This is a genomic window from Cellulomonas flavigena DSM 20109 (assembly GCF_000092865.1).
Taxonomy (GTDB): Bacteria; Actinomycetota; Actinomycetes; order Actinomycetales; family Cellulomonadaceae; genus Cellulomonas; species Cellulomonas flavigena.
Genome location: NC_014151.1, coordinates 3,112,087 through 3,134,030 on the forward strand (window position 1 = coordinate 3,112,087; position 21,944 = coordinate 3,134,030).

General features: G+C 73.3%; 17 protein-coding genes. 9 read left to right on the plus strand and 8 right to left on the minus strand.

Features of this window, described 5'->3' with window-relative positions; all coding sequences use genetic code 11:
- Positions 1 to 66 precede the first annotated feature (66 nt).
- Positions 67 to 894 carry an HAD family hydrolase gene (locus tag CFLA_RS14160; protein WP_013118016.1) on the plus strand — a complete coding sequence of 276 codons (828 nt, stop codon included), beginning with the start codon at positions 67 to 69 and terminating at the stop codon, positions 892 to 894.
- 312 nt (positions 895 to 1,206) lie between these two features.
- Here CFLA_RS14160 and CFLA_RS14165 read toward each other — a convergent pair whose 3' ends face one another.
- Positions 1,207 to 2,109 (minus strand): hypothetical protein, encoded by a 903-nt coding sequence (locus tag CFLA_RS14165; protein ID WP_013118017.1) that lies wholly within the window; start codon positions 2,107 to 2,109, stop codon positions 1,207 to 1,209.
- Positions 2,106 to 2,585, minus strand: a complete 480-nt coding sequence (locus tag CFLA_RS14170) for an NUDIX hydrolase (RefSeq protein WP_013118018.1) — start codon at positions 2,583 to 2,585, stop codon at positions 2,106 to 2,108. Before CFLA_RS14170 ends, CFLA_RS14165 begins: the two co-directional genes overlap by 4 nt.
- A 106-nt stretch (positions 2,586 to 2,691) precedes the next feature.
- Between CFLA_RS14170 and CFLA_RS14175 the strand changes: the two genes are divergently transcribed.
- Complete coding sequence (locus CFLA_RS14175) at positions 2,692 to 4,146, plus strand: NAD-dependent malic enzyme (RefSeq protein WP_013118019.1); 1,455 nt, start codon at positions 2,692 to 2,694, stop codon at positions 4,144 to 4,146.
- A 97-nt stretch (positions 4,147 to 4,243) separates the two neighbouring features.
- Here CFLA_RS14175 and CFLA_RS14180 read toward each other — a convergent pair whose 3' ends face one another.
- From CFLA_RS14180 to CFLA_RS14195, 5 genes are all read right to left on the minus strand, one after another.
- On the minus strand, positions 4,244 to 5,176 hold the full coding sequence (locus CFLA_RS14180) for a carbohydrate ABC transporter permease (protein ID WP_245530252.1): 933 nt from the start codon (positions 5,174 to 5,176) through the stop codon (positions 4,244 to 4,246).
- Positions 5,173 to 6,192 carry an ABC transporter permease gene (locus CFLA_RS14185; RefSeq protein ID WP_013118021.1) on the minus strand — a complete coding sequence of 340 codons (1,020 nt, stop codon included), beginning with the start codon at positions 6,190 to 6,192 and terminating at the stop codon, positions 5,173 to 5,175. The genes CFLA_RS14180 and CFLA_RS14185 overlap by 4 nt, the downstream gene beginning before the upstream one ends.
- A gap of 85 nt (positions 6,193 to 6,277) precedes the next feature.
- Complete coding sequence (locus CFLA_RS14190; RefSeq protein ID WP_043599099.1) at positions 6,278 to 7,915, minus strand: ABC transporter substrate-binding protein; 1,638 nt, start codon at positions 7,913 to 7,915, stop codon at positions 6,278 to 6,280.
- Between the two features lie 418 nt (positions 7,916 to 8,333).
- A complete protein-coding gene (locus tag CFLA_RS20520) occupies positions 8,334 to 8,495 on the minus strand; it encodes an MFS transporter small subunit (RefSeq protein ID WP_013118023.1) in 162 nt (53 codons plus the stop codon).
- Positions 8,495 to 9,865 carry an L-lactate MFS transporter gene (locus CFLA_RS14195; protein ID WP_013118024.1) on the minus strand — a complete coding sequence of 457 codons (1,371 nt, stop codon included), beginning with the start codon at positions 9,863 to 9,865 and terminating at the stop codon, positions 8,495 to 8,497. The genes CFLA_RS20520 and CFLA_RS14195 overlap by 1 nt, the downstream gene beginning before the upstream one ends.
- Positions 9,866 to 10,149: 284 nt before the next feature.
- Between CFLA_RS14195 and CFLA_RS14200 the strand changes: the two genes are divergently transcribed.
- From CFLA_RS14200 to CFLA_RS19140, 4 genes are all read left to right on the plus strand, one after another.
- Positions 10,150 to 11,112: a hypothetical protein gene (locus tag CFLA_RS14200; RefSeq protein WP_013118025.1), complete on the plus strand. Its 963-nt coding sequence runs from the start codon at positions 10,150 to 10,152 to the stop codon at positions 11,110 to 11,112.
- 116 nt (positions 11,113 to 11,228) lie between these two features.
- Complete coding sequence (gene acs / locus CFLA_RS14205; RefSeq protein ID WP_013118026.1) at positions 11,229 to 13,253, plus strand: acetate--CoA ligase; 2,025 nt, start codon at positions 11,229 to 11,231, stop codon at positions 13,251 to 13,253.
- A 234-nt stretch (positions 13,254 to 13,487) separates the two neighbouring features.
- Positions 13,488 to 14,924, plus strand: coding sequence for a cellulase family glycosylhydrolase (locus CFLA_RS14210; RefSeq protein ID WP_013118027.1), 1,437 nt, complete (start codon positions 13,488 to 13,490; stop codon positions 14,922 to 14,924).
- Positions 14,925 to 15,246: 322 nt separating this feature from the next.
- The gene (locus CFLA_RS19140) at positions 15,247 to 16,032 is read left to right on the plus strand and encodes a hypothetical protein (protein ID WP_013118028.1); all 786 of its coding nucleotides are present in this window, start codon (positions 15,247 to 15,249) and stop codon (positions 16,030 to 16,032) included.
- 86 nt (positions 16,033 to 16,118) lie between these two features.
- Here the strand turns inward: CFLA_RS19140 and CFLA_RS14220 are convergent, their stop codons facing one another.
- Positions 16,119 to 17,528, minus strand: coding sequence for an NAD(P)-binding domain-containing protein (locus CFLA_RS14220; RefSeq protein ID WP_148234372.1), 1,410 nt, complete (start codon positions 17,526 to 17,528; stop codon positions 16,119 to 16,121).
- Between the two features lie 122 nt (positions 17,529 to 17,650).
- On the opposite strand from CFLA_RS14220, the gene mshD reads away from it, so the two are divergent.
- Genes mshD through CFLA_RS14235 form a run of 3 tightly spaced genes read left to right on the plus strand, consistent with a single transcriptional unit; the run spans position 17,651 to position 21,905 of the window.
- On the plus strand, positions 17,651 to 18,697 hold the full coding sequence (gene mshD / locus CFLA_RS14225) for a mycothiol synthase (RefSeq protein WP_013118030.1): 1,047 nt from the start codon (positions 17,651 to 17,653) through the stop codon (positions 18,695 to 18,697).
- Positions 18,694 to 20,928 carry an RNA degradosome polyphosphate kinase gene (locus CFLA_RS14230; RefSeq protein ID WP_013118031.1) on the plus strand — a complete coding sequence of 745 codons (2,235 nt, stop codon included), beginning with the start codon at positions 18,694 to 18,696 and terminating at the stop codon, positions 20,926 to 20,928. Before mshD ends, CFLA_RS14230 begins: the two co-directional genes overlap by 4 nt.
- Positions 20,925 to 21,905 (plus strand): NUDIX hydrolase, encoded by a 981-nt coding sequence (locus tag CFLA_RS14235; protein ID WP_013118032.1) that lies wholly within the window; start codon positions 20,925 to 20,927, stop codon positions 21,903 to 21,905. Before CFLA_RS14230 ends, CFLA_RS14235 begins: the two co-directional genes overlap by 4 nt.
- Positions 21,906 to 21,944 lie beyond the last annotated feature (39 nt).

Consider the following 21,944-nt stretch of genomic DNA (forward strand, 5'->3'; position numbering starts at 1 on the left):
CACGTGTCGGTGGGCGCCGCTACGCTCGCGCAGGTCAGGTCCTCGCAAGTCCAGCAGCGGAGCGCCATGGCCCACCACGAGCCCGCCGGCACCGGCCGTGCGCGTCCACGGCGCGCCCGCGTCGCGGCCTTCTTCGACCTCGACAAGACGATCATCGCGACGTCGTCGGCGACCGCGTTCTCCAAGGGCTTCCTCGCGGAGGGGCTGCTGACACGGCGGTCGGTGGTCGCGTCGGCGTACGCGCAGCTCGCGTTCCTGCTCGGCGGCGCCGACGAGACGGCGACCGAGCGGCTGCGCGCGGCCCTCTCCCGCGCCGTCGTCGGATGGGACGTCGCGCAGGTCTCGACGATCGTCCGCGACACGCTGCACGAGTCGATCGACCCCACGGTGTACGCCGAGGCCGTCGAGCTCATCGCGCACCACCACGCGGCCGGGCACGACGTGGTGGTGGTGTCCGCGTCCGGCGCGGAGGTCGTCGAGCCGATCGCGGAGATGCTCGGGGCGGACGCCGTCATCGCGACCCGGATGGCCGTGGCCGAGGGGCGGTACACGGGCGAGATCGACTTCTACGCCTACGGCGAGAACAAGGCGGTGGCGATCCGTGGCCTCGCGGCCGAGCGCGGGTACGACCTCGACGCGTGCTTCGCGTACTCCGACTCCGTCACGGACGCGCCGATGCTCGCGGCCGTCGGGCACGCGCACGTCGTCAACCCCGACCGCGCGCTGCGGCGGCTGGCCGCCGAGCACGGCTGGGAGGCGCTGACGTTCCGGCGCCCGGTGCCGCTGCGCCGGCTCGACACGCGGATCCGCGTCACCACGGGCTCGGTGCTCGCGGGGGTCGCCCTGGTGGTCCTCGCCCTGTGGTGGTGGCGCCGCCGCCGGCGTCCCGCGTGACGAGCGACGGGTCTCACCATGCGACCCCGTCGCGCCGCTGACCTGCAGTGCCGCGCCGCACCGTTGCCAGGACCCGACAGCGGGTGTACGACAGGACCACAACTGAAGGACCGGAGAGCACCCACGCGCAGGAGAGCCCACCTATGGGCAGGTCGACCGGGCTGGTCCCGGAGCGAACCGCGATGATGCACGCCTGATCACTCCCCGGCCCTCGGTACGACGACGGCGCCCCGCGAGGCGCCGTCGCTCGTGTCCGGGGTCGTCCAGCACCCCGCCGACCGCCGTCGGACGCGGCCCGCCCGACGGCCCGGCTCAGCGGCCCTGCCCGGCCCGCCCCGGCACGTCGTCGCCCGGCAGCCGCCCCGCACGCACCGCGTCGGCGACCGCCCGTGCCGCGGCAGCGCCCCGCACCACCGCCGCGGCGTGCGCGCCGACCCACGCCGCCACGCCCTCGGGGTCGCCTGTCGCGTACCGCGCCGCCGACGCCAGGTACGCGGCGGGCGCGTCGGCCCACGTGGGCTCCGGCAGCACGCTGCCCGTCGGGTCCAGGCCGGTGCGCGCCGCCAGCAGCCGCGCCGCGGCCCGCGCGACCACGCCGTTGGCCGCCGCGAACGGCCGCACGGTCAGCAGCTCGGCGTGCACGACCGCCACGACCACGAGCGCGGGCGCCCCGGTCGCGGCGGCGTCCCGCAGCACGCCCGCGACGCGCGCGGCGGCCACGCCCGGTGACGGCGCCTCGCCCAGCCCGCGCAGGTCACCGGGCGGGCCGCTGCGCGGGCGCCCGAGCCCGGCGTCCGGGAGCAGGCCGGCACCCGCCGCCGCGTGCAGCCGCGCGAGCACCTGCGGCAGCGGCGTCGACGCACCTCCCGCGCGCCCGCCCAGCGCCGGCAGGTGGGCCTCGACCACCGCCTGCGCCCGCAGCGCACCGGCCGCCACCAGCTCGGCCCCGCCGCCCGGGGCGGCACCGCCCGTCGCCCAGGTGCGCAACGCGGCCACGCCGACGGGCGCGCCGTCGAGCGCCGCCGACGCCGCCGCCGCGTGCAGCCCCGCCTCGGCCCGCACCTCGCGCCACCGGCGCCGGTACGCCTCGTGCCACCGCAGCTCCTCGCACGCGGTGCGCGCGGCGTCGACGGCCTCCGGGACGCCCGGCAGCTCTGCCAGGGATGCGAGCGCGTCGGGCACGGGCGTCGCGCGCGCGTCCTGCGGGCCGGTCACGCCGTGAACGTCGCCTCGCCGTGCACGGGCAGCGCGGCCGCCACCCGTGCGGCCATCGTCGGGCTCATCGGCGGCAGGTCGTCGACGTCGCACCACCGCGCGTCGGTGTTCTCCCCGTCCGCGGGGAACGGCTCGCCCGACACCCACCGGCAGCGGAACGTCAGGTCCAGGTACGACGAGCGGTCGCCGTTCTCGTAGACGACCGGCGGGACGACTCCCACGCTCGCCAGCCGCTCCGGGGTCGCGACGACGTCCGCCTCCTCGAGCACCTCGCGCACCGCCGCGACCGCGGGCTCCTCGCCCGGGTCGACGATGCCGGTCACCGGGGTCCACTCACCGGTGTCCGCGCGGCGCACGACCAGCAGCTGTGGCCGCGGGCCGTCGTGCCGCAGGACCACCGCGGTCACCCCCGGCAGCCAGAGCAGGTCGTGCCCGATGCGCTCACGCAGGGCAAGGACGTAGGGCGGGGTCGGCACGCGAGGAGGCTACACGCGCCCGGCACCGCGGCACCGGCGCCCTCGAGCGCACCGCACCGGCGCGCCCCACGGGTGCGCCGACGGCCCACCCGGCCACAATGTCCGTATGGTCCTCGCACCGTCCGTGTCCTCGTCCATCACCGCACGGCTGGAGGTGCGGGCCCGCCCGACGGCCGTCTCCGACCTCACCACGGCCATCGAGCGCGCCGGCGGCATCGTCACCGCGCTCGACGTCACCGCGTCCTTCCACGAGACGATGACGGTCGACGTGACGTGCGCGACCCGGGACACCGAGCACGCGGCCGACGTCGTCGCCGCGCTCGAAGGGCTCGACGGCGTCGTCGTCCAGCGGGTGTCCGACCGCACGTTCCTCATGCACCTCGGCGGCAAGCTGTCGATCGAGTCCAAGGTGCCGCTGCGCAACCGCGACGACCTGTCCATGGCCTACACACCGGGTGTCGCGCGCGTCTGCCAGGCCATCGCCGAGCACCCGGAGGATGCCCGCCGGCTCACCATCAAGCGCAACACGATCGCCGTGGTCACCGACGGCACCGCCGTGCTCGGCATGGGCGACATCGGCCCGCTCGCGGCGCTGCCGGTGATGGAGGGCAAGGCGGTGCTGTTCAAGCGCTTCGCGGACATCGACGCGTTCCCGATCTGCCTCGACACCACCGACGTCGACCGGATCGTCGAGACCGTCGTGGCGATCGCGCCCGCGTTCGCGGGCATCAACCTCGAGGACATCTCCGCGCCGCGCTGCTTCGAGATCGAGCGGCGGCTGCGCGAGCAGCTCGACATCCCGGTGTTCCACGACGACCAGCACGGCACCGCGATCGTCGTGGTCGCGGCGCTGACGAACGCCCTGCAGGTCGTGGGCAAGCGCATCGGCGACGTGCGCGTCGTCATGTCCGGGGCCGGGGCGGCCGGCACCGCGGTGCTCAAGCTGCTGCTCGCCGCCGGCGTGCGCGACGTGGTCGTGGCCGACATCGAGGGCGTGATCCACCGCGACCGGCCGGGGCTCGGCCGGGCGCTGCGGTGGACCGCCGAGGCGACCAACTACCGCGGTGTCACGGGCACGCTGCGCGACGCGGTCGTCGGCGCGGACGTCTTCATCGGCCTGTCGGCGCCCGACGTGCTCACCGGCGACGACGTCGCCCGGATGGCGCCGGACTCGATCGTCTTCGCGCTCGCCAACCCGCGCCCCGAGGTGGACCCCGACGACGCGTCCCGGTACGCCGCCGTGGTCGGCACGGGCCGCTCGGACTTCGCGAACCAGATCAACAACGTCCTGGCCTTCCCGGGCGTCTTCCGTGGCCTGCTGGACGCGCGCTCGCGCACGGTCACCGACGCGATGCTGCTCGCCGCTGCGCAGGCGCTCGCCTCCGTCGTGCACCCGGACGAGCTCAACCCCACCTACATCGTCCCCAGCGTCTTCAACGCGGAGGCGACCACCGCGGTCGCCGCGGCCGTCCGCACCGCCGCCGGGGCGGAGGCCGACGCCGCGGCGCCGCGGCCGGACACCGGTGCCATCGCGGCCGTGCGGCGGTTCACGGGCGCCTGAGCGCGGCCGGCGCAGCGGCAGGACACGGCAGGGCGCGGACGCGCACGACCCCGGCGAGGTGGCCTCGCCGGGGTCGTGGGTCGCTCGGTCGCCTCGCTCAGCCCTTGACGGAGCCGAGCATGATGCCGGACACGAAGTACCGCTGGACGAACGGGTAGATGCACAGGATCGGGATGATCGTGAGGATCATCGTCACCGCCTGGATGTTCGCCGAGATGGCCTCCTTGGAGGATCCCGCGGCGGCCGCACCCTGCGACGCCGTCGACGAGGCGCCCGCGATCATGTTCCGCAGGTACAGGGTGACCGGGAACAGCTCCTGCCGGTCGATGTAGAGGAACGCCGCGAACCAGTCGTTCCAGATCGCCACCGAGTAGAACAGGATCATCGTCGCGAGGACCGCCTTCGACAGCGGCAGCACGATCCGGCGGAAGATGCCCCACCAGCCGAGCCCGTCGATCTGCGCGGCCTCCTCGAGCTCCTGGGCCATGTTCTCGAAGAACGACTTCATGACGAGCAGGTTGAACACCGAGATCGCCCCCGGCAGCACGACCGCCCACATCGTGTTCTTCAGCCCGAGGGTCTGGATGAGCACGTAGTTGGGGATCAGGCCGCCGTTGAAGAACATCGTGAACACGGCGATGCCGATGAGGAAGTTGCGGCCGCGCAGGTTCTTCCTCGCCAGCACGAAGGCCAGGAGCGTCGTGAGGATCATGGCGATCGTCGTGCCGACGAGCGTGTAGACCACGGTGTTGCGGTACGACGTCCAGAACAGGTCGTTCGCGATGACGACCTTGTAGGTGTCGACGTTGAAGCCGATCGGCACGACGTTGACCAGACCGGCCTTGACCGCTCCTGCGCTGGAGAACGACTGGGCCAGCACCGTGACGAACGGGTACAGCATGAACCCGCACAGCACGACGAGGAACGACCCGTTGAACCACGTGAAGGCCTTGTAGCCCTTGGAGTCACGCGGCCCGACGGACTTGCCGGCCCCGACCACCGGGGTCGCCGTGAGGGCGCTCTGGGTCACCACAGGCTTGCTCCCACCACTCGTCGCGACAGGAAGTTCGCGGAGAGGATCATCACGAGGCCGATGATCGCCTGGAACAGGCCGATGGCCGTCGCGTAGCTGAAGTTGTTCGAGACCAGACCGACGCGGTACAGGTACGTCGAGACGACGTCGCCGGTCGCGTAGGTCAGCGGGTTGTACAGGAGGAGGACCTTCTCGAACCCGACGTTGAGGAAGAGACCGATGTTGAGGATCAGCAGCGTGATCATCGTCGGCCGGATGCCCGGCAGGGTCACGTGCCACGTCTGGCGCCAGCGGTTGGCGCCGTCGATCCGGGCGGCCTCGTAGAGCGAGGCGTCGACCGTGGTCAGGGCCGCGAGGTAGAGGATCGTGCCCCAGCCGACGGTCTGCCAGATCTCGGAGCCGACGTAGACCGTGCGGAACCACTCGGAGCGCTGCAGGAACGGGATGGCCTCGCCACCGAACGCCTCGATGATCTGGTTGACCGTGCCCTGCAGCGACAGGATCTGCATGACCATGCCGACGACGATGACGATCGACAGGAAGTGCGGCAGGTACGAGATCGACTGCACGACCCGCTTGAAGGCGCGCACGCGGACCTCGTTGAGCAGCAGCGCCAGGACGATCGGCAGCGGGAAGCAGAACAGGAGCGTCAGGCCCCCGAGGATGACGGTGTTGGCGAAGACGTTCCAGAAGTTCGGGTCGTTGAGGAACAGCTCGACGTACCGCATGCCGACCCACTCGTCACCGAGGATGCTGCCGCCGGGCCGGAAACGGCGGAAGGCGATGATGTTGCCGAACATCGGCCCGTACCGGAAGACGAGCAGGAACAGCACGGGCACGAGGGCCATCGCGTACAGCACCCAGTCGCGCCGCAGCGTGTGCTTCCAGGTCCGGCGGGGTCGAGGGGCCGGGTTGCTACCGGCGTCGTCGTCCAGGGGCACCGTGACGCGACCTCTCGACGGCGCCTCGACGGCCGCCGCGGGGGCGTCGCCCGTCGTGTGAGCTGCGCTCATGTCTCACTCCTTCGTGAGCGGGATCGGTGGCCGGTGGGCCGGCCCCCCGCAGGGGACCGGCCCACCGTGCCCGTCGAGCGTGGGCTCAGTCCTGGCCCTCGGCGGCACGCTTGTACGCGCCGTTGATGAGGTCCATGTAGCTCTGCAGGCCCTGGCCCTCGAGCTGCGCCACGTACGCGTCCCAGTCGGAGAGCGGACGCTGGCCGAGGATGAACTCGAGCGTCGCCGTGTCCACCGTGTCCTTCAGCGGCGTGCCGAGCAGCGAGGACTGCTCGAGCTCGGCCTCGTCGAGCGGGTGCGGCGGGAACGGCTCCCGCGGCTCACGCTTCGTCTGGACGTCGTCGATGTACTGGACGAACGCCGGGACGTTGTACGACTCCTTCAGCTCGCGCGACTCGGTCGAGCCGGCGAAGACGTCGTTGGCGTAGCCGAGGTCCTTCTTGAGGTCGACCGGGGCGTCCGGGTTCATGTTGAGGTTCTTGAGCGAGAACTCCGGGTTGAGCGTGTACTTGCCGCCCTCCTTGGTGAAGTGCTTGCCCTCGACGCCCCACTGGATCAGCTCACGGGCCTCGGGGTTGTAGTACAGCCAGTCCGTGAAGTGCAGCAGGTCGCAGAAGTTCTCGTCCTTCGCCGCGTCGGCCGTCAGCATGAAGCCGTTCCAGAAGTTGCGCGGCTCGACGTTGTTGCCCGCCGGGCCGGCCGGGGGCGCGATCTGCACGAGCTCGTAGTCCGTGACGCCGGCGGCCTCGAGAGCCGTGCCGAACTCCTGGACCGTCCACGAGCCGCCCGAGAACGCGAAGACCTTCTCGGCCGCGACCTTCTCGACGACCGTGCCGCCACCGTCGTTCGACGCGGTGAACGACTCCGCGTCGAGCAGACCGGCGTCGTGCAGGCCACGGAAGTACGTGACCATGTCCTTGTACCCGTCGGTGGTCGCGGCGTAGACGAACTCGCCCTTCTCCTCGTCCCACCAGGCGCCGTCGCCGAAGCCCCAGCCACCGACCGTGCCGAACGCGTGCGCGGCGTAGTTGATCATCGACCACGCCTCGAAGCCGTCGGCCAGCGGGTAGGAGTCCGGGTACTTCTCCTTGATGAGCGCCAGGCCCTCCTGCAGGTCCTCCCACGTGTCGGGCTCGGGAGCGCCGACCTCGTCGAAGACGTCCTTGCGGATGATGAGCGTGAAGACCGGGACCGAGACCTCCTGGAGGCCCGGGGTCATGTAGTACTTGCCGTCCTCCTGGCGCAGGTCGTCGACCATGTCGACGAGGTCCCACTCCTCGGTGTACTTCTTGAAGTTCGGCATGTAGTCGATGTAGTCGCTCAGCGGCACGACCGCGCCGGAGGCCGCGAACTGGCGCTCCTCGCCCGTGTAGACGAGCGGGATGATCTGCGGCGCGTCGCCGGCGCTGATGAGCAGCGAGCGCTTCTCGGTCGCGTCGGAGAACGGGATGTTCGTCAGCTTGAGCTTGACGTTCGTCCGCTTCTCGATCTCGTCGAAGAACTCCCACGTGTCCGTGATCGGGTAGTCGGCCCAGTCCGTCCACAGCAGGGAGAACTCGCGCGGCTCGGCCGCCTTCCACGGCTGGTCGGCGACCGCCTCCGAGGAGCACTCGAGCTCCGCGGCCTCACCGTCGGCGTTGGTGTCCCCACCGCCGCCGCTGCACGCGGCCAGCGCGAGCGCGCCCACCAGCGTCAGTGCACCGGCGGCACGCGCCTTGCGCATGCGCCGTCCTGCCAGATTTCCCGCACGTGCCATCAGGGCTCTCCTCTTCGAGATCCGTCCCAGGCCACGACCCGGGCGTTGGAGCAGGGGGCTGTGCACCGTCACCACGGGGCGTGCGTCACCTCGTGGCACCGGCCCTCGGGAGGCACGGCAGCGTTGCCGGGCTCCCTCGGTGCATCGATCGAGGTATCTGCATTAACGATACATTCGGTCGATGTGCCGCAACGTATGCGGCGACGAGCATGCCGGTCAAGCGTCCGATCGGGTCGTGACCTGATCGTCACCGGAAGGCAACCGAGACGCGAGGTCCGCAGGCCCACGGGCCCACGCCCGGCACCACGCGGGCACGCCGACAGCGCCGCCGTCGACGGTGCGACTGCGGCGCTGCGGCCGGAGGTGCGAGGTGCTGCGGGCGGGCTCAGCCGAAGAGGGCGGACGCCTTGATGACGGTCTGCGCGATCCCGTAGGCGAGCAGGGACCCGACAACGACCCACAGGGCCAGCGCCATGGTGCGGATGGCCGCCGAGCCGGCGGCCGGAACCTCGTACGCGTCGTCCGTGCGCTGCGTCTGGCTGGTCATCAGGACTCCTCGCTGGTGGCGCCGACGGCCACCGGGGTGGGTGCGACGAGCGCGGCGTCGGCCGGCTCGTGGTACCGGGCCGCGACAGGGCGGACCAGCATGTTGGCGACGAAGCCGACGACGAGCACGCAGCACATGGTCACGAGCGACGGCAGGTACAGCTCGGCACCGGTGACACCCTGCGCGCTGCGCGCGTCGGCGATGCCGTTGACGATCAGCGGGCCCGCGACGCCCGCCGCCGACCACGCCGTCAGCAGGCGGCCGTGGATGGCCCCGACCTCGAGCTGGCCGAACAGGTCCTTGAGGTAGGCGGGGATCGTCGCGAAACCGCCGCCGTAGAAGCTGACGATGACGAACGTCAGGGCCACGAACAGGCCGACCGACGACGAGCCGAGCGCCGCGAGGAGCCCGTACAGACCCGCCCCGACGCCGAGGTACATGACGTACGTCCGCTTGCGACCCAGCTTGTCCGACGTCGTCGACCAGCCGAACCGGCCGCCCATGTTGGCCAGGGACAGCAGGCCCACGAAGCCCGCGGCCGTCGCGGCGGTGACCGACGGGAAGAAGTCCTGGATCATCGGCGAGGCCTGCTCGAGGATGCCGATGCCCGCGGTGACGTTGGTGAACAGCACGATCCACAGCAGGTAGAACTGCGGCGTCCGTACCGCGTTGCCGACCCGCACGTCCGCGTGCGACTGCATCTTGTTCGTGCTCGTCGTCGGGGGCGTCCAGCCCTCGGGCCGCCAGCCCGGCTGCGGGACGCGGATGGTGACGGCGCCGCACGTCATCAGCACCGCGTACACCGCGGCGAGCGTGAGCATCGTCGGCACGATCGCGTCGACGGGCGTCGCGCCGTACGTCTCGAGGAGCTTGGCGGTCAGCGGCGAGGCGACCAGCGCACCGCCGCCGAAGCCCATGATCGCCAGGCCCGTGGCCAGACCGGGGCGGTCCGGGAACCACTTGATGAGCGTCGACACCGGGGAGATGTACCCGATGCCCAGGCCGATGCCGCCGATGAGCCCGTAGCCGAGGTAGACGATCCACAGCTGGCCCACCGAGACGCCGAGCGCCGCGACGAGGAAGCCGGTCACCCAGCACACGGCCGACAGCGCCATCGCCTTGCGCGGCCCGTTGCGCTCCATCCACTTGCCGCCGAAGGCCGCGGACAGGCCGAGCATGACGATCGCCATCGAGAAGATCACGGCCACCGAGGTGTGGCTCGTGCCGAACCGCTCGAGCAGCGGGTTCTTGAAGACCGAGAACGCGTACACCTGCCCGATGGACAGGTGGACCGCGAGCGCAGCCGGTGGCACGAGCCACCGGTTGTAGCCGCGCGGTGCGACGGTCCGGCTCTTGTCCAGCACCCTCATCAGGAGTCCTCCCACGTCATCGCCCACGTCGGGCGTGACGCACATCGTCCGGGCGGGGGCAGCGCGGACCGAGGGACCTACGTCACGCCACCCGCCGCGCACGCAGGGGGGGGACCCGCCACCACCGACGGGGTCGGCGACGCCGCAGGTGACCAAGGTCCCCTTCCTCGTCCTCGCGCGCGCTGCCGCGGGGCCTGGCGACGTCCGCGAGGCGCGGCGGCGGCGTCCGCAATACCGTGGCTCCACCGCGTCGCACGACGCGCCCCGCGACCCGAGGAGCACGCGTGAGCAGCACCGACCCGCAGCGTCCCGGTGACGACCCCGCCGCGCCCGGCGACGCGGCTGACGCACCCGCGCAGAGCACGGGCACGACAGGCCCGGACACCGGCCGGCACGCGGTCCAGCGGCCCACCCCCACGCCGCCCGAGCCGTCGACGGGCCCGGCGCAGGCGCCGCCCGACCCGGTGCTGTCGCCGACCGTCACGCGCCCGACGACGGCGGACCCCGGGCCCGAGCGCCCCGCACGGCACGACGAGGCGGCGCGCACCGGCGGCGTCGCGCGACCCGCCGACGGGGAGCGCGTCGACGGGGACGGGGAGCGCGCCGACGGGGACGTGGAGCGGGCCGACGAACCGCTGGCCCCGGCCGGGCGCGGCGACCGTGGCGACGGGGTGCGCGGTCACGACGAGGCGCACGGCGACGAGGCGCGCGGTGAGCGCGACGGCACCGACGGCGACCGCGCCGAGCTCTTCCCCGACGCGCACGCGCCGCGCACCCCGCACGCGGGCACGCACGTCCTCGGGGCGCTCGTCGGGATCGTGCTGGCCCCCTTCGCGGTCGTGCTGCTGCTGCTGGGCCAGAGCCGCGTCCTCGAGGTGCAGGTCGACGGGTGGGACGCGTCGCTCGAGCTGCTGGGCATCGTGCTCGTCAGCGCCGGGGCGCTGGTGCTCGCGGTGCTGCTCGCGCTCGGGCTGTGGTCCGCCGCCGTGCCGCTGACGGCAGGTCTGCTCGTGGGCGCGCTCGGCGGGCTGCAGCTCTACGCGCCGGGGGTCGCGCGCGACCTCGCGCTCGACGCCCTGGGCGGCGGCACGTGGGACCGGCCCGTCGCGCTGGCCACCGTCGCGGGCACGTCCGGCACGACGTTCACGGTCGGTCTGCTGCTGCTGACGGCCGGTGTCGTGCTGGCGCTCGCGCGCCGTCACGGCGTGCGCCTCGGGGCGTTCCGCGAGCGCAACCGCGCGACCTGACGCGCCGGGCACGACGCCGGACGGTGCGCGATCCCGACAACCGGGACTAAGGTCCATGCGCAGGACCTGCTGGTCAGGACCACCCGTCGCACCGGAGCCGCTGCGTAGGAGACAACGTGACCGAACCCTCGACCGCCCCCACGTCGCCCGACGCCCCGCAGGGATCGCCCGGCCTCGAGAACCTCCTCACGGAGGAGCGGCGCTTCCCCCCGTCCGCGCAGTTCGCGGCACAGGCCAACGCCACCGCCGACGCGTACGCGTGGGCGAACGCCGACCGGCCGGGGTTCTGGGCGGACCAGGCCCGGGAGCTGCTCACGTGGTCCACGCCGTTCACGCAGACGCTCGACTGGTCGGACGCGCCGTTCGCCCGGTGGTTCGCGGACGGCCGGCTCAACGCCGCCTACAACGCCGTCGACCGGCACGTCGAGCAGGGGCGCGGCGACCGGGTGGCGCTGCACTTCGAGGGCGAGGGCGGCGACACCCGCACGCTGACGTACGCCGATCTCCAGCGCGAGGTGTCGCGGGCGGCGAACGCGATCACCGCGCTCGGTGTCGGCACGGGCGACCGCGTCGCGATCTACCTGCCGCTGATCCCCGAGGCCGTCGTCACGATGCTCGCGTGCGCCCGGATCGGCGCGCCGCACTCGGTGGTCTTCGGTGGGTTCTCGGCCGAGGCGCTGAGCTCGCGCATCCTCGACGCCGAGGCCAAGCTCGTCGTCACCGCCGACGGCGGGTTCCGGCGGGGCAAGCCCTCGGCGCTCAAGCCGGCGGTCGACGAGGCGCTCGCCAAGGACGCGCCGAGCGTGCAGCACGTGCTGGTGGTGCGGCGCACCGGGCAGCCCGTGGAGTGGACACCGGGGCGTGACGTCTGGTGGCACGACGCGGTGGAGGCCGCGTCCGCGCAGCACACACCCGTCGACGTCGAGGCGGAGCACCCGCTGTTCATCCTGTACACGTCCGGCACCACGGGGAAGCCGAAGGGCATCTTCCACACCACCGGCGGGTACCTCACGCAGGCCGCGTACACGCACCTCAACGTCTTCGACCTCAAGCCCGAGACGGACGTCTACTGGTGCACGGCCGACATCGGCTGGATCACCGGGCACACCTACGTCGTCTACGGACCGCTCGTCAACGGCGCGACGCAGGTCATCTACGAGGGCACGCCCGACACCCCGCACCGCGGGCGCTGGTGGGAGATCGTGCAGAAGTACGGCGTGACGATCCTCTACACCGCCCCGACAGCGATCCGGACGTGCATGAAGTGGGGCGAGGAGATCCCCTCGCAGTTCGATCTGTCGACGCTGCGGGTCCTGGGATCGGTGGGCGAGCCCATCAACCCCGAGGCGTGGATGTGGTACCGCCGGGTCATCGGAGGCGACAAGGCCCCGATCGTCGACACGTGGTGGCAGACCGAGACGGGCGCGATCATGATCAGCCCGCTGCCGGGCGTCACCGAGACGAAGCCCGGGTCCGCCCAGGTGCCGCTGCCCGGCATCGCCGCGGACGTCGTCGACGACGAGGCGCACTCGGTGCCGAACGGCGGTGGCGGCTACCTCGTGCTGACCGAGCCGTGGCCCGCGATGCTGCGCGGGATCTGGGGCGACCCGGAGCGGTACAGGGACACCTACTGGTCACGGTTCGCGAACACGTACTTCGCCGGTGACGGCGCCAAGAAGGACGAGGACGGCGACATCTGGCTGCTGGGCCGGGTCGACGACGTCATGAACGTCTCGGGCCACCGGCTGTCGACCACGGAGATCGAGTCCGCGCTCGTGTCCCACCCGTGGGTCGCGGAGGCGGCCGTCGTCGGTGCGACCGACGAGACGACGGGCCAGGCGGTCGTCGCGTTCGTCATCCTGCGCGGCGACGTCGCCGAGGGCACCGCGGCCGACGCGGCGACCGTGCAGGAGACGCTGCGCACGCACGTCGCCAAGGAGATCGGCCCGATCGCCAAGCCGCGGCAGATCCTCGTGGTCCCCGAGCTGCCCAAGACGCGGTCCGGCAAGATCATGCGGCGCCTGCTGCGCGACATCGCCGAGCACCGGCAGGTCGGCGACGCGACGACGCTGGCGGACTCGTCCGTCATGGACCTCATCGCGCAGGGGCTGGCGAAGCCCGCGGCGGCGTCGGAGGACTGAGGGCGGACGCCACCACCGAGCGGCCCGGGGCGTCGGACGTCCCAGGCCGCTCGTGCGCGTCCGCGCGGTGCGCGGTGCCGCGTCCCTGGTGAGAACGTTTGCCATCGGGCGATCGTCGAAACGCTTCACCGATGGAGGCCGGCGCTCTCCGGGTGGTTGTCTGGCCGCCGCGCACCCCTGCCCTCCGCTCGCGGGGTGCGCACCCCGGACCCCTGGCGCGGAAAGAGGACGTCGATGACCAGCCCCTCCCTGCGTGCCGCCGCCGCGTGCGGCGCCGCCCTCCTCGCCCTCGGCGGTCTGAGCACCGCCCTCGCCGGCACCGCGACGGCCGCCGACCCCGTCGGGCTGCACATCGCCGACGGCCGGCTCGTCGAGCGCGACGGCACCCCCTTCGTCGCGCGCGGCGTCAGCCACGCGCACACCTGGTACACGTCGCGGACGCCGACCGCCGTGCCTGCGATCCGCGCCGCGGGCGCCAACGCGCTGCGCGTCGTGCTCTCGGGCGGGCGGTGGACCGCGAACTCCCCGGCGGACGTCGCGGGCGTCATCGAGCTCTGCCGGGCGAACGAGCTCGTCTGCATGCTCGAGAACCACGACACCACCGGGTACGGCGAGCAGTCCGGCGCCGTGAGCCTGGACGCCGCCGCCGACTACTTCGTGTCGCTGCGGTCGGTGCTCGCCGGCACCGAGGACTTCGTGCAGATCAACATCGGCAACGAACCCACCGGCAACAACGAGCCGCAGGTCACCGGCTGGACCGTCGACACCGCCGCCGCGATCCGCAAGGTCCGCGCCGCCGGCCTCAGGCACAACATCGTCGTCGACGCGCCCAACTGGGGGCAGGACTGGAAGGGGGTCATGCGTGACACGGCCGCGACCGTCGCCGCCGCCGACCCCGACGGCAACACGTTGTTCTCCGTCCACATGTACGGCGTCTACTCGCAGGCCTCGACCATCACGTCGTACCTCGACGCGTTCGAGGCGAAGGGCCTGCCGCTCGTCATCGGCGAGTTCGGCATCGACCACTCCGACGGTGACCCCGACGAGGCGACGATCATGCGCGAGGCCACCGAGCGCGGCATCGGGTACTACGGCTGGTCCTGGTCGGGCAACAGCGGCGGCGTGGAGTACCTCGACATGGTCACCGGCTTCGACCCGGACCGCAGGACGCCGTGGGGCGAGCTGATCCTCGACGGCGCGAACGGCATCCGCGCGACGGCACGGACGGCGACGTTCTTCTCCGGGGCCACGGCGACGCCGACACCGAGCCCCACGCCCACGGTGACGACCACTCCGAGCCCCACGCCCACGGCGACGACCACACCGAGCCCCACGCCCACGGCGACGACCACTCCGACGGCGACCCCGGCACCCGGCGGGTCGTGCTCGGCGACGCTGACGGTCTCGAGCTCCTGGCCGGGCGGGTTCCACGGCACGGTGGACGTGACCGCCGGTGCACGGGCCCTCACGGGCTGGACGACGACCTTCACGCTCCCCGCCGGTGCGTCCGTCGCGCAGGGCTGGAGCGCGACGTTCGGCGGCACCGGCAGCACGGTGACCGCCGGTCACGCCGCGTGGAACGGCGCCGTCCCCGCGGGTGGGACCGTCACGTTCGGCTTCATCGGCTCCGGCACGGCCCCGACCACCCCGGTCCCGGTCACCTGCAGCTGACGCCGGCCCCCACCGCACGGGTGGTGGTCACACATGTGACCACCACCCGCATGCGTCGACCGACTCTCCGACCACTTCCGCTCCTCACGGAGTCCCCACCGCTGGTGGTCACATCTCCGACCACACCCTCACTCGCGGGCCGCTGACGCTCTGGTGGTCACAGGTGCGACCACCAGACCGCGGAGTCCCCGGCAGATGTGACCACGCCGGTGTCAGTCGCGTCCTCACGCCTGAGCCGACCACAGCCCACGCCTCGCGGGACTCGTCCACAGACGCACGGCGCACGGCAGGGAGGGCCTCCTCGACCAGCCACGCTGCTGCGATGGCGGCAGGCGGGGTCGACGGGAGCACGGGACGCAGCGGTGGCGGACAGATCCGCAGCGGCACGGAACGCATCGGCGGATCCGGCGACGCCGAGCACGGGGTGCTCGTCGGGCGACGCGAAGGACGCGGGTGGATCCGCGTCACCCGCACGGTCGACGACGTCCCGGCGGCGGTTCTCGACGGCCTGCGCGTGGCGGCGCCCGCGGCCACCTTGCTCGCCTGCGCGCGCGACCTGGGGCTGCTCGACATGGTCGTCCTCGTCGACTCGGCGCTGCGCACCGGCTGCACCGCCGAGGAGATCGCCCGCACGGCAGCCCCCTACCGGTCGGGTGCCCCCCTGCTCCGGCGTGCGCTCGAGCTCGCGGACGGTCGCAGCGAGTCGCCGTGGGAGACCCTGCTGCGCGTGCTGCACGTGAGCGTCGGGGTGCAGGTCGTCCCCCAGCACACGGTCCGGACGACCGACGGGACGTTCGTGGCACGCGGCGACCTCTGGCTCCCGTCGACGAGGGTGCTGCACGAGTACGACGGGGGCGTCCACCGCTCGTCCCGCGTCCACACGAACGACCTGCGCCGCGACCGGGCGCTCACCGCCGCAGGCTGGACGCGCCGCGGCTACGTGGCAGCCGACCTCTGCCGCGAGCCCGTCGCCGTGCTGCGCGACATCGACGACGCACTCGGCCGACCCCATCGCCCCGAGGGAGTCAGGCCGTGGATCCGCCTGCTGAGTGGGTCGACGCTCACGGAGTCCGGCCGTGCGCGTCTGCGCGGTCGCCTCGGCCTGTGAGAGGCGTCCGACGGGTGGTGGTCACCTCTCGAGCTCGTGCCACGGGTGGTGGTCACCGGTGTGACCACCGGTCGATCGCGCTCGGCTCACCAGCCCAGGTGGCGGCGGAGGCGGCGTGCCGCCTCGCGCCCTGCACGGTTGGCTCCGACCGTCGACGCGCTCGGGCCGTAGCCCACGAGCTGCAGGCGAGGCTCGGCGACGACCTCGGTGCCGTCCATGACGATCCCGCCGCCCGGCGCGCGCAGGCCGAGGGGAGCGAGGTGCTCGAGCGCCGCGCGGAAGCCGGTCGCCCACAGGATCGTGCGGGCCGCCACGAACGGCGGCGGATCGACCCACCCGCCGAGCACGGAGATGGCGGTGGTCTCGACCGCGGCCTCCTCCACGCCGCCGACCGCCGGGTCACCGAGCCGCGCGGCGCCCACCGAGCGGACGGCGTCGCCACCGACCCCGTCACCGGGTGGGCGACCACCGGAGCCGCCGGCGCCAGCCCCGGCGCGCGCCGGGCCGCCACCGGTCGAGCCCCGGCCCGCGCGCCCGTCCCACACCACGCCGTCGGGCAGGATCCGCGTGAACACCGGGTGCGCGCGCAGCACGCCCGAGGTGATCCCCGCGCGGTACGCGGGGGTCAGCGGCAGGCCCGTCACCGACACGACGGACTCCGGCGGCAGACCGGCCCGGACCCGCTCGTCGACGCGCCCGACCGCCTCGCGGCCCAGCTCGGGCGTGAAGTCGGCGGCCACCCACCGCGGCGGGCGTCGGGTGACCCACGTGGTGGTCGTCACCTCGGCGACCTGCAGCAGCAGCTGCACCGCGGACGTGCCGCCGCCGACCACCACGACGTGCCCGTCGGCGAGGTCGGCGGCCGAGCGGAAGTCGTGCGTGTGGAGCTGGCGACCGCGGAACGTCTCCCGCCCGGGGTACGCGGGCCAGAAGGGCCGCTGCCAGGTCCCGGAGGCGTTGACCACGCCGCGGGCCGACCACACGACGACCGCGTCCGGGTGGTCGACGTGGCGGGTGGTGACGAGGTAGCGGGGCTCATCGCGGTGCGTCGGGCCACCGGCCGTCGCACCCTCCGGCGCCCGCTCGACGCGCACGACGCTCACCGGGCGCTGCACGTTCAGCCCGAAGGCCTCCTCGTACTGCGCGAAGTAGTAGGGCACGGCGTCCGCGGCGGCCTCCGCCGGGTCGACGACAGCCAGCGGCATCCCCGGCAGGTCGTGCACGTGGTGCGCGTCGGCCATCGACAGCGAGCGCCAGCGGTGCTGCCACGCTCCCCCGGCCCGCGCGTTGTCGTCCAGCACGACGAACGTGCCGCGCGCCTGCTCCCAGCCGCGGGAACCGACCGGGACGAGGCCGGTACGGTGCAGGTGGTACGCGGTGGACAGACCGGCCTGGCCGGCCCCGACGACGACCACGTCCACCTCGACGGTCCGCGGCCCGCGCGCGTCGCGGCGCGCACGCCGAACCCCCACGGCGGAGGCAGGAGGACGGGACATCGCGTCCACGCTACCGGCAGATCCGCGAGCGGCGGGCGTCCCTCGAGGGACGGGCGCGGGTCACCGCGGATCACCCGTCGACCCGCCCGCGCGGGAGTCGCCGTCCGTGGTGGGATGGGAGCATGTCGTCCGACATCGAGGCCCCGACGTCGCTCACGAGCATGCGCGGCGCGCTGCCGCCCGCCGTGGCCGACGACGTCCGCGCGCTGCACCTCACGACCGTGCGGCACGACGGTGTGCCGCCGTTGTCCGAGCAGCCCCTGCTGTGGCTGTCCGACCAGGAGGCCCCGGTGGTCCACGTGCTCGCGTGGCACGCCGTGACGGGGGGTGCGCAGGAGCTCGTCGGGTACGCACAGGTCGACGTCGGCAGCTCGACGACCGCTCGCGCGGAGCTCGTCGTCGCGCCCGGGCACCGCCGCCGCGGCACGGGCAGGTCGCTGCTGGCGCACGCGGCGCAGGAGGCGGCGAGCATTCCCGGGCGGCGGCTGCACGTGTGGGCGCACGGTGACCTCCCGGCGGCGCGTGCGACGGCCGCCGCGACGGGGCTGGTCGTGGTGCGCGAGCTGTGGCGCATGGCCGTCGACGTCACGCAGCACCCGCCGGGCGCGCCGCAGCTCCCGCCGGGCGTGGCCGTGCGGGCGTTCGTCCCGGGGCAGGACGAGGACGCGTGGCGGCGCGTCAACGCGCGGGCGTTCGCGCACCACCCCGAGCAGGGTCGCATGACGTCGGCCGACCTGCGGGCGCGCGAGTCCGAGCCGTGGTTCGACCCGGCCGGGTTCCTGCTCGCCGAGCGTGACGGGCAGCTCCTCGGCTCGGTGTGGACGAAGGTCCACCCCGGCAGCGAGGCACCGGACGGCGCCCCCGGCGAGGAGGTCGGCGAGATCTACGTGGTCGGCGTCGACCCGGACGCGCAGGGCCTGGGCATGGGCCGTGCGCTGACGGCGCTCGGCCTGGCGCACCTGCGCGACCGCGGTCTGCGGACCGTGATCCTCTACACGGGAGCCGAGAACACGGTCGCCGTGCACACGTACCGGCGCGCGGGCTTCGCCCGGACGGCGGTCGACGTCATGTACGGCCCGCCCCCGGCGGGCAGCCCGGCCCACGGCACGCCGCTCGTCCGGGTGACCGACACGCCGAGTTCACCCGGCGATGCCACGATGGGGTCATGACCGACGCCCCCTCGATCGACCCGGCGCTGGCCGAGCGGATCGCCGAGCACGTCGCCGCCGACGAGGCCCTGGACGTGCCCACCGAGCAGCTCCCGGAGGACCGGTTCCTCGACCGTGAGCTGTCCTGGCTGGCCTTCAACCAGCGTGTCCTCGAGCTCGCCGAGGACGACACGTTGCCGCTGCTCGAGCGTGTCAGGTTCCTCGCGATCTTCGCGTCCAACCTCGACGAGTTCTTCATGGTGAGAGTGGCGGGGCTCAAGCGCCGGATCGCGACCGGCATCGCCGTCACCGCCGCGTCCGGCCTGTCGCCGCGGCAGGTGCTCGACGCGATCAGCGAGCGGGCGCACACGCTCATGGAGCGCCACGCGCGCGTGCTCGCGGACGACGTGCAGCCCGCGCTGGCGGCCGAGGGCATCACGATCGTGCGCTGGGACGACCTCGGTGACGGTGAGCAGGACCGCCTGCACAAGTTCTTCCGCCGGCAGATCTTCCCCGTGCTCACGCCGCTGGCCGTGGATCCGGCACACCCGTTCCCCTACATCTCGGGGCTCTCGCTCAACCTCGCGGTGAGCGTCGTGAACCCTGCCAGCGGCAAGGAGCACTTCGCGCGCGTCAAGGTGCCGCCCCTGCTGCCGCGGTACATCGCGGTCGACGCGTCCGGCCGTCCGTCGGCTCCCGTCCCGCAGACCGCGGCGCCGGAGCGCGGGCCGATGTCGTTCGTGCCCGTCGAGGACGTCATCGCCCAGCACCTCGACATGCTGTTCCCCGGCATGGAGGTCCGCGAGTTCCACACGTTCCGCATCACGCGCAACGAGGACTTCGAGGTCGAGGAGGACGACGCCGAGAACCTCCTGAAGGCGATGGAGAAGGAGCTGCTGCGGCGGCGCTTCGGCCCACCGGTGCGCCTGGAGGTCGCCGAGGGCATCAGCCCGCGGGTCCGCAAGTTCCTCGTGCGCCAGCTCGGCGTGTCGGAGGACGACGTGTACGAGCTGCCCGCGCCGCTCGACCACACCGGCCTCAACCTGATCGCCGACCTCGACCGCCCCGAGCTGCAGTTCCCCCGGTTCGTGCCCGTGACGCACCGGCACCTCGCGGAGGTGGAGTCCGCGACGCCGACCGACGTGTTCGCGGCCATCCGCGCGCGCGACGTCCTGCTGCACCACCCGTACGACTCGTTCTCGACGTCGGTGCAGACGTTCCTCGAGCAGGCCGCCGCCGACCCGCACGTCCTGGCCATCAAGCAGACGCTGTACCGCACGTCGGGCGACTCCCCCATCGTCGACGCGCTCATCGACGCCGCGCAGGCCGGCAAGCAGGTCCTCGCGCTGGTGGAGATCAAGGCGCGGTTCGACGAGCAGAACAACATCTCGTGGGCACGCAAGCTCGAGCAGGCCGGCGTGCACGTCGTGTACGGCATCGTCGGCCTCAAGACGCACTGCAAGCTCTCGCTCGTGGTGCGGCAGGAGGCCGACGGGCTGCGTCGCTACAGCCACGTCGGCACGGGCAACTACCACCCCAAGACCGCGCGCCTGTACACGGACCTGGGGCTGCTGACGGCGGACCCGGACGTGGGCCAGGACCTCACGCGGCTGTTCAACCAGCTGTCGGGCTACGCGCCGAAGTCGCGGTTCCACCGGCTGCTGGTCGCGCCGCGCTCGGTGCGCACGGGTCTGCTGGAGCGCATCGAGCGCGAGGCGGAGGCCGCCCGCCGCGGCGAGCCCGCGTGGATCAGGATCAAGGTCAACTCGATGGTCGACGAGGCCGTCATCGACGCGCTGTACCGGGCGTCGCGCGCGGGCGTGCCCGTGGACATCAACGTGCGCGGCATCTGCTCGCTGCGACCCGGTGTGCCGGGCCTGTCGGAGACGATCCGCGTGCGCTCGATCCTCGGCCGGTTCCTCGAGCACTCTCGCGTCTTCGCGTTCGCGCACTCGACGGCCACGTCCGGCGAGGACGGGTTCGAGGGGCCGGAGGTCTTCATCGGGTCGGCCGACCTCATGCACCGCAACCTCGACCGGCGGGTCGAGGCGCTCGTGCGGGTGGCGGACCCGACGCACGTCGCCGAGCTGGTCGAGTACCTCGAGGAGTCGATGGCCGACACCACGTCGTCGTGGTGGCTGGGCCCCGACGGCGAGTGGACCCGGCACCACGTGGGCCCCGACGGGCCCTCGGTGGACCTGCAGGAGGTCCTGATCCACCGGCAGCGTCGCCGGCCGGGTGCCGCCCGGTGACGCCTGGTCCCCCTGCTCCCGTCGAGGCCGCCGGAGCGCTGGTGTGGCGGGTGCGTGCCGGTCGTCTGCAGGTGGCGCTGGTGCACCGCCCCCGGTACCGCGACTGGTCGTGGCCCAAGGGCAAGCTCGACCCGGGCGAGGTCGCGCCCGTCGCGGCCGCACGTGAGGTCGAGGAGGAGACGGGGCTGGCGGTGGTGCTCGGCGTCCCGCTGCCCGGCCTGGAGTACCGCCTGTCCGACGGGCGGCGCAAGGTGGTGCGCTACTGGGCGGCGCAGGTCGCGGGCCGCGGTGACGAGCCGCCCCTCGGGGCGCGCCCGCCCGTGCGGCTCGCCGCGCGCACCGAGATCGACCTGTGGGAGTGGTTCGACGTCGCGGACGCCTCGCGCCGCCTCACGCGGCGTGCGGACCGCGAGCCGCTGGACGCGCTCGTCGCCGCGCACGGCAAGGGACGGCTCGCGACGCGCGCGTTGGTCGTGCTGCGCCACGCGCAGGCGCGCAAGCGGAGCCTGTGGGGCGGCGCGGAGGACGAGCGCCCGCTGACCGGGCTGGGTCTGCGCCAGGCCGCCGCGGCGGTCCCGCTGCTCGCGTCGTTCGGTGTCGAGCGCGTCGTGACGAGCGGGTGGGAGCGGTGCCGGGCGAGCGTCGTGCCGTACGCGACGGCCGCGGGCGTGGTGCCGCAGGTCGCGGACGGGCTCACCGAGGCGCGGCACGACGAGTCCCCGGCGCGCGTCGGCGCGCTGGTGCGCGAGCTGCTCGAGCACGGCCGGGACAGCGTGCTGTGCACGCACCGGCCGGTGCTGCCCACGGTGCTCGACGTGCTCGCCGAGCACAGCCGCCGGCCGGTGGCGGACGCGCTGCCGCGCACGGACCCGTTCCTCGCACCCGCGGAGGTGCTGGTGGCGCACACGGGTGTCACGCAGCGCGGCGTGCGCGTGCTCGCGGCCGAGCGCCACCGCTCACCGGTCGCGGCGGTCTGAGGCGCCGGGCACCGGCCCCGCGGGGCGCGCCCGGCGGAC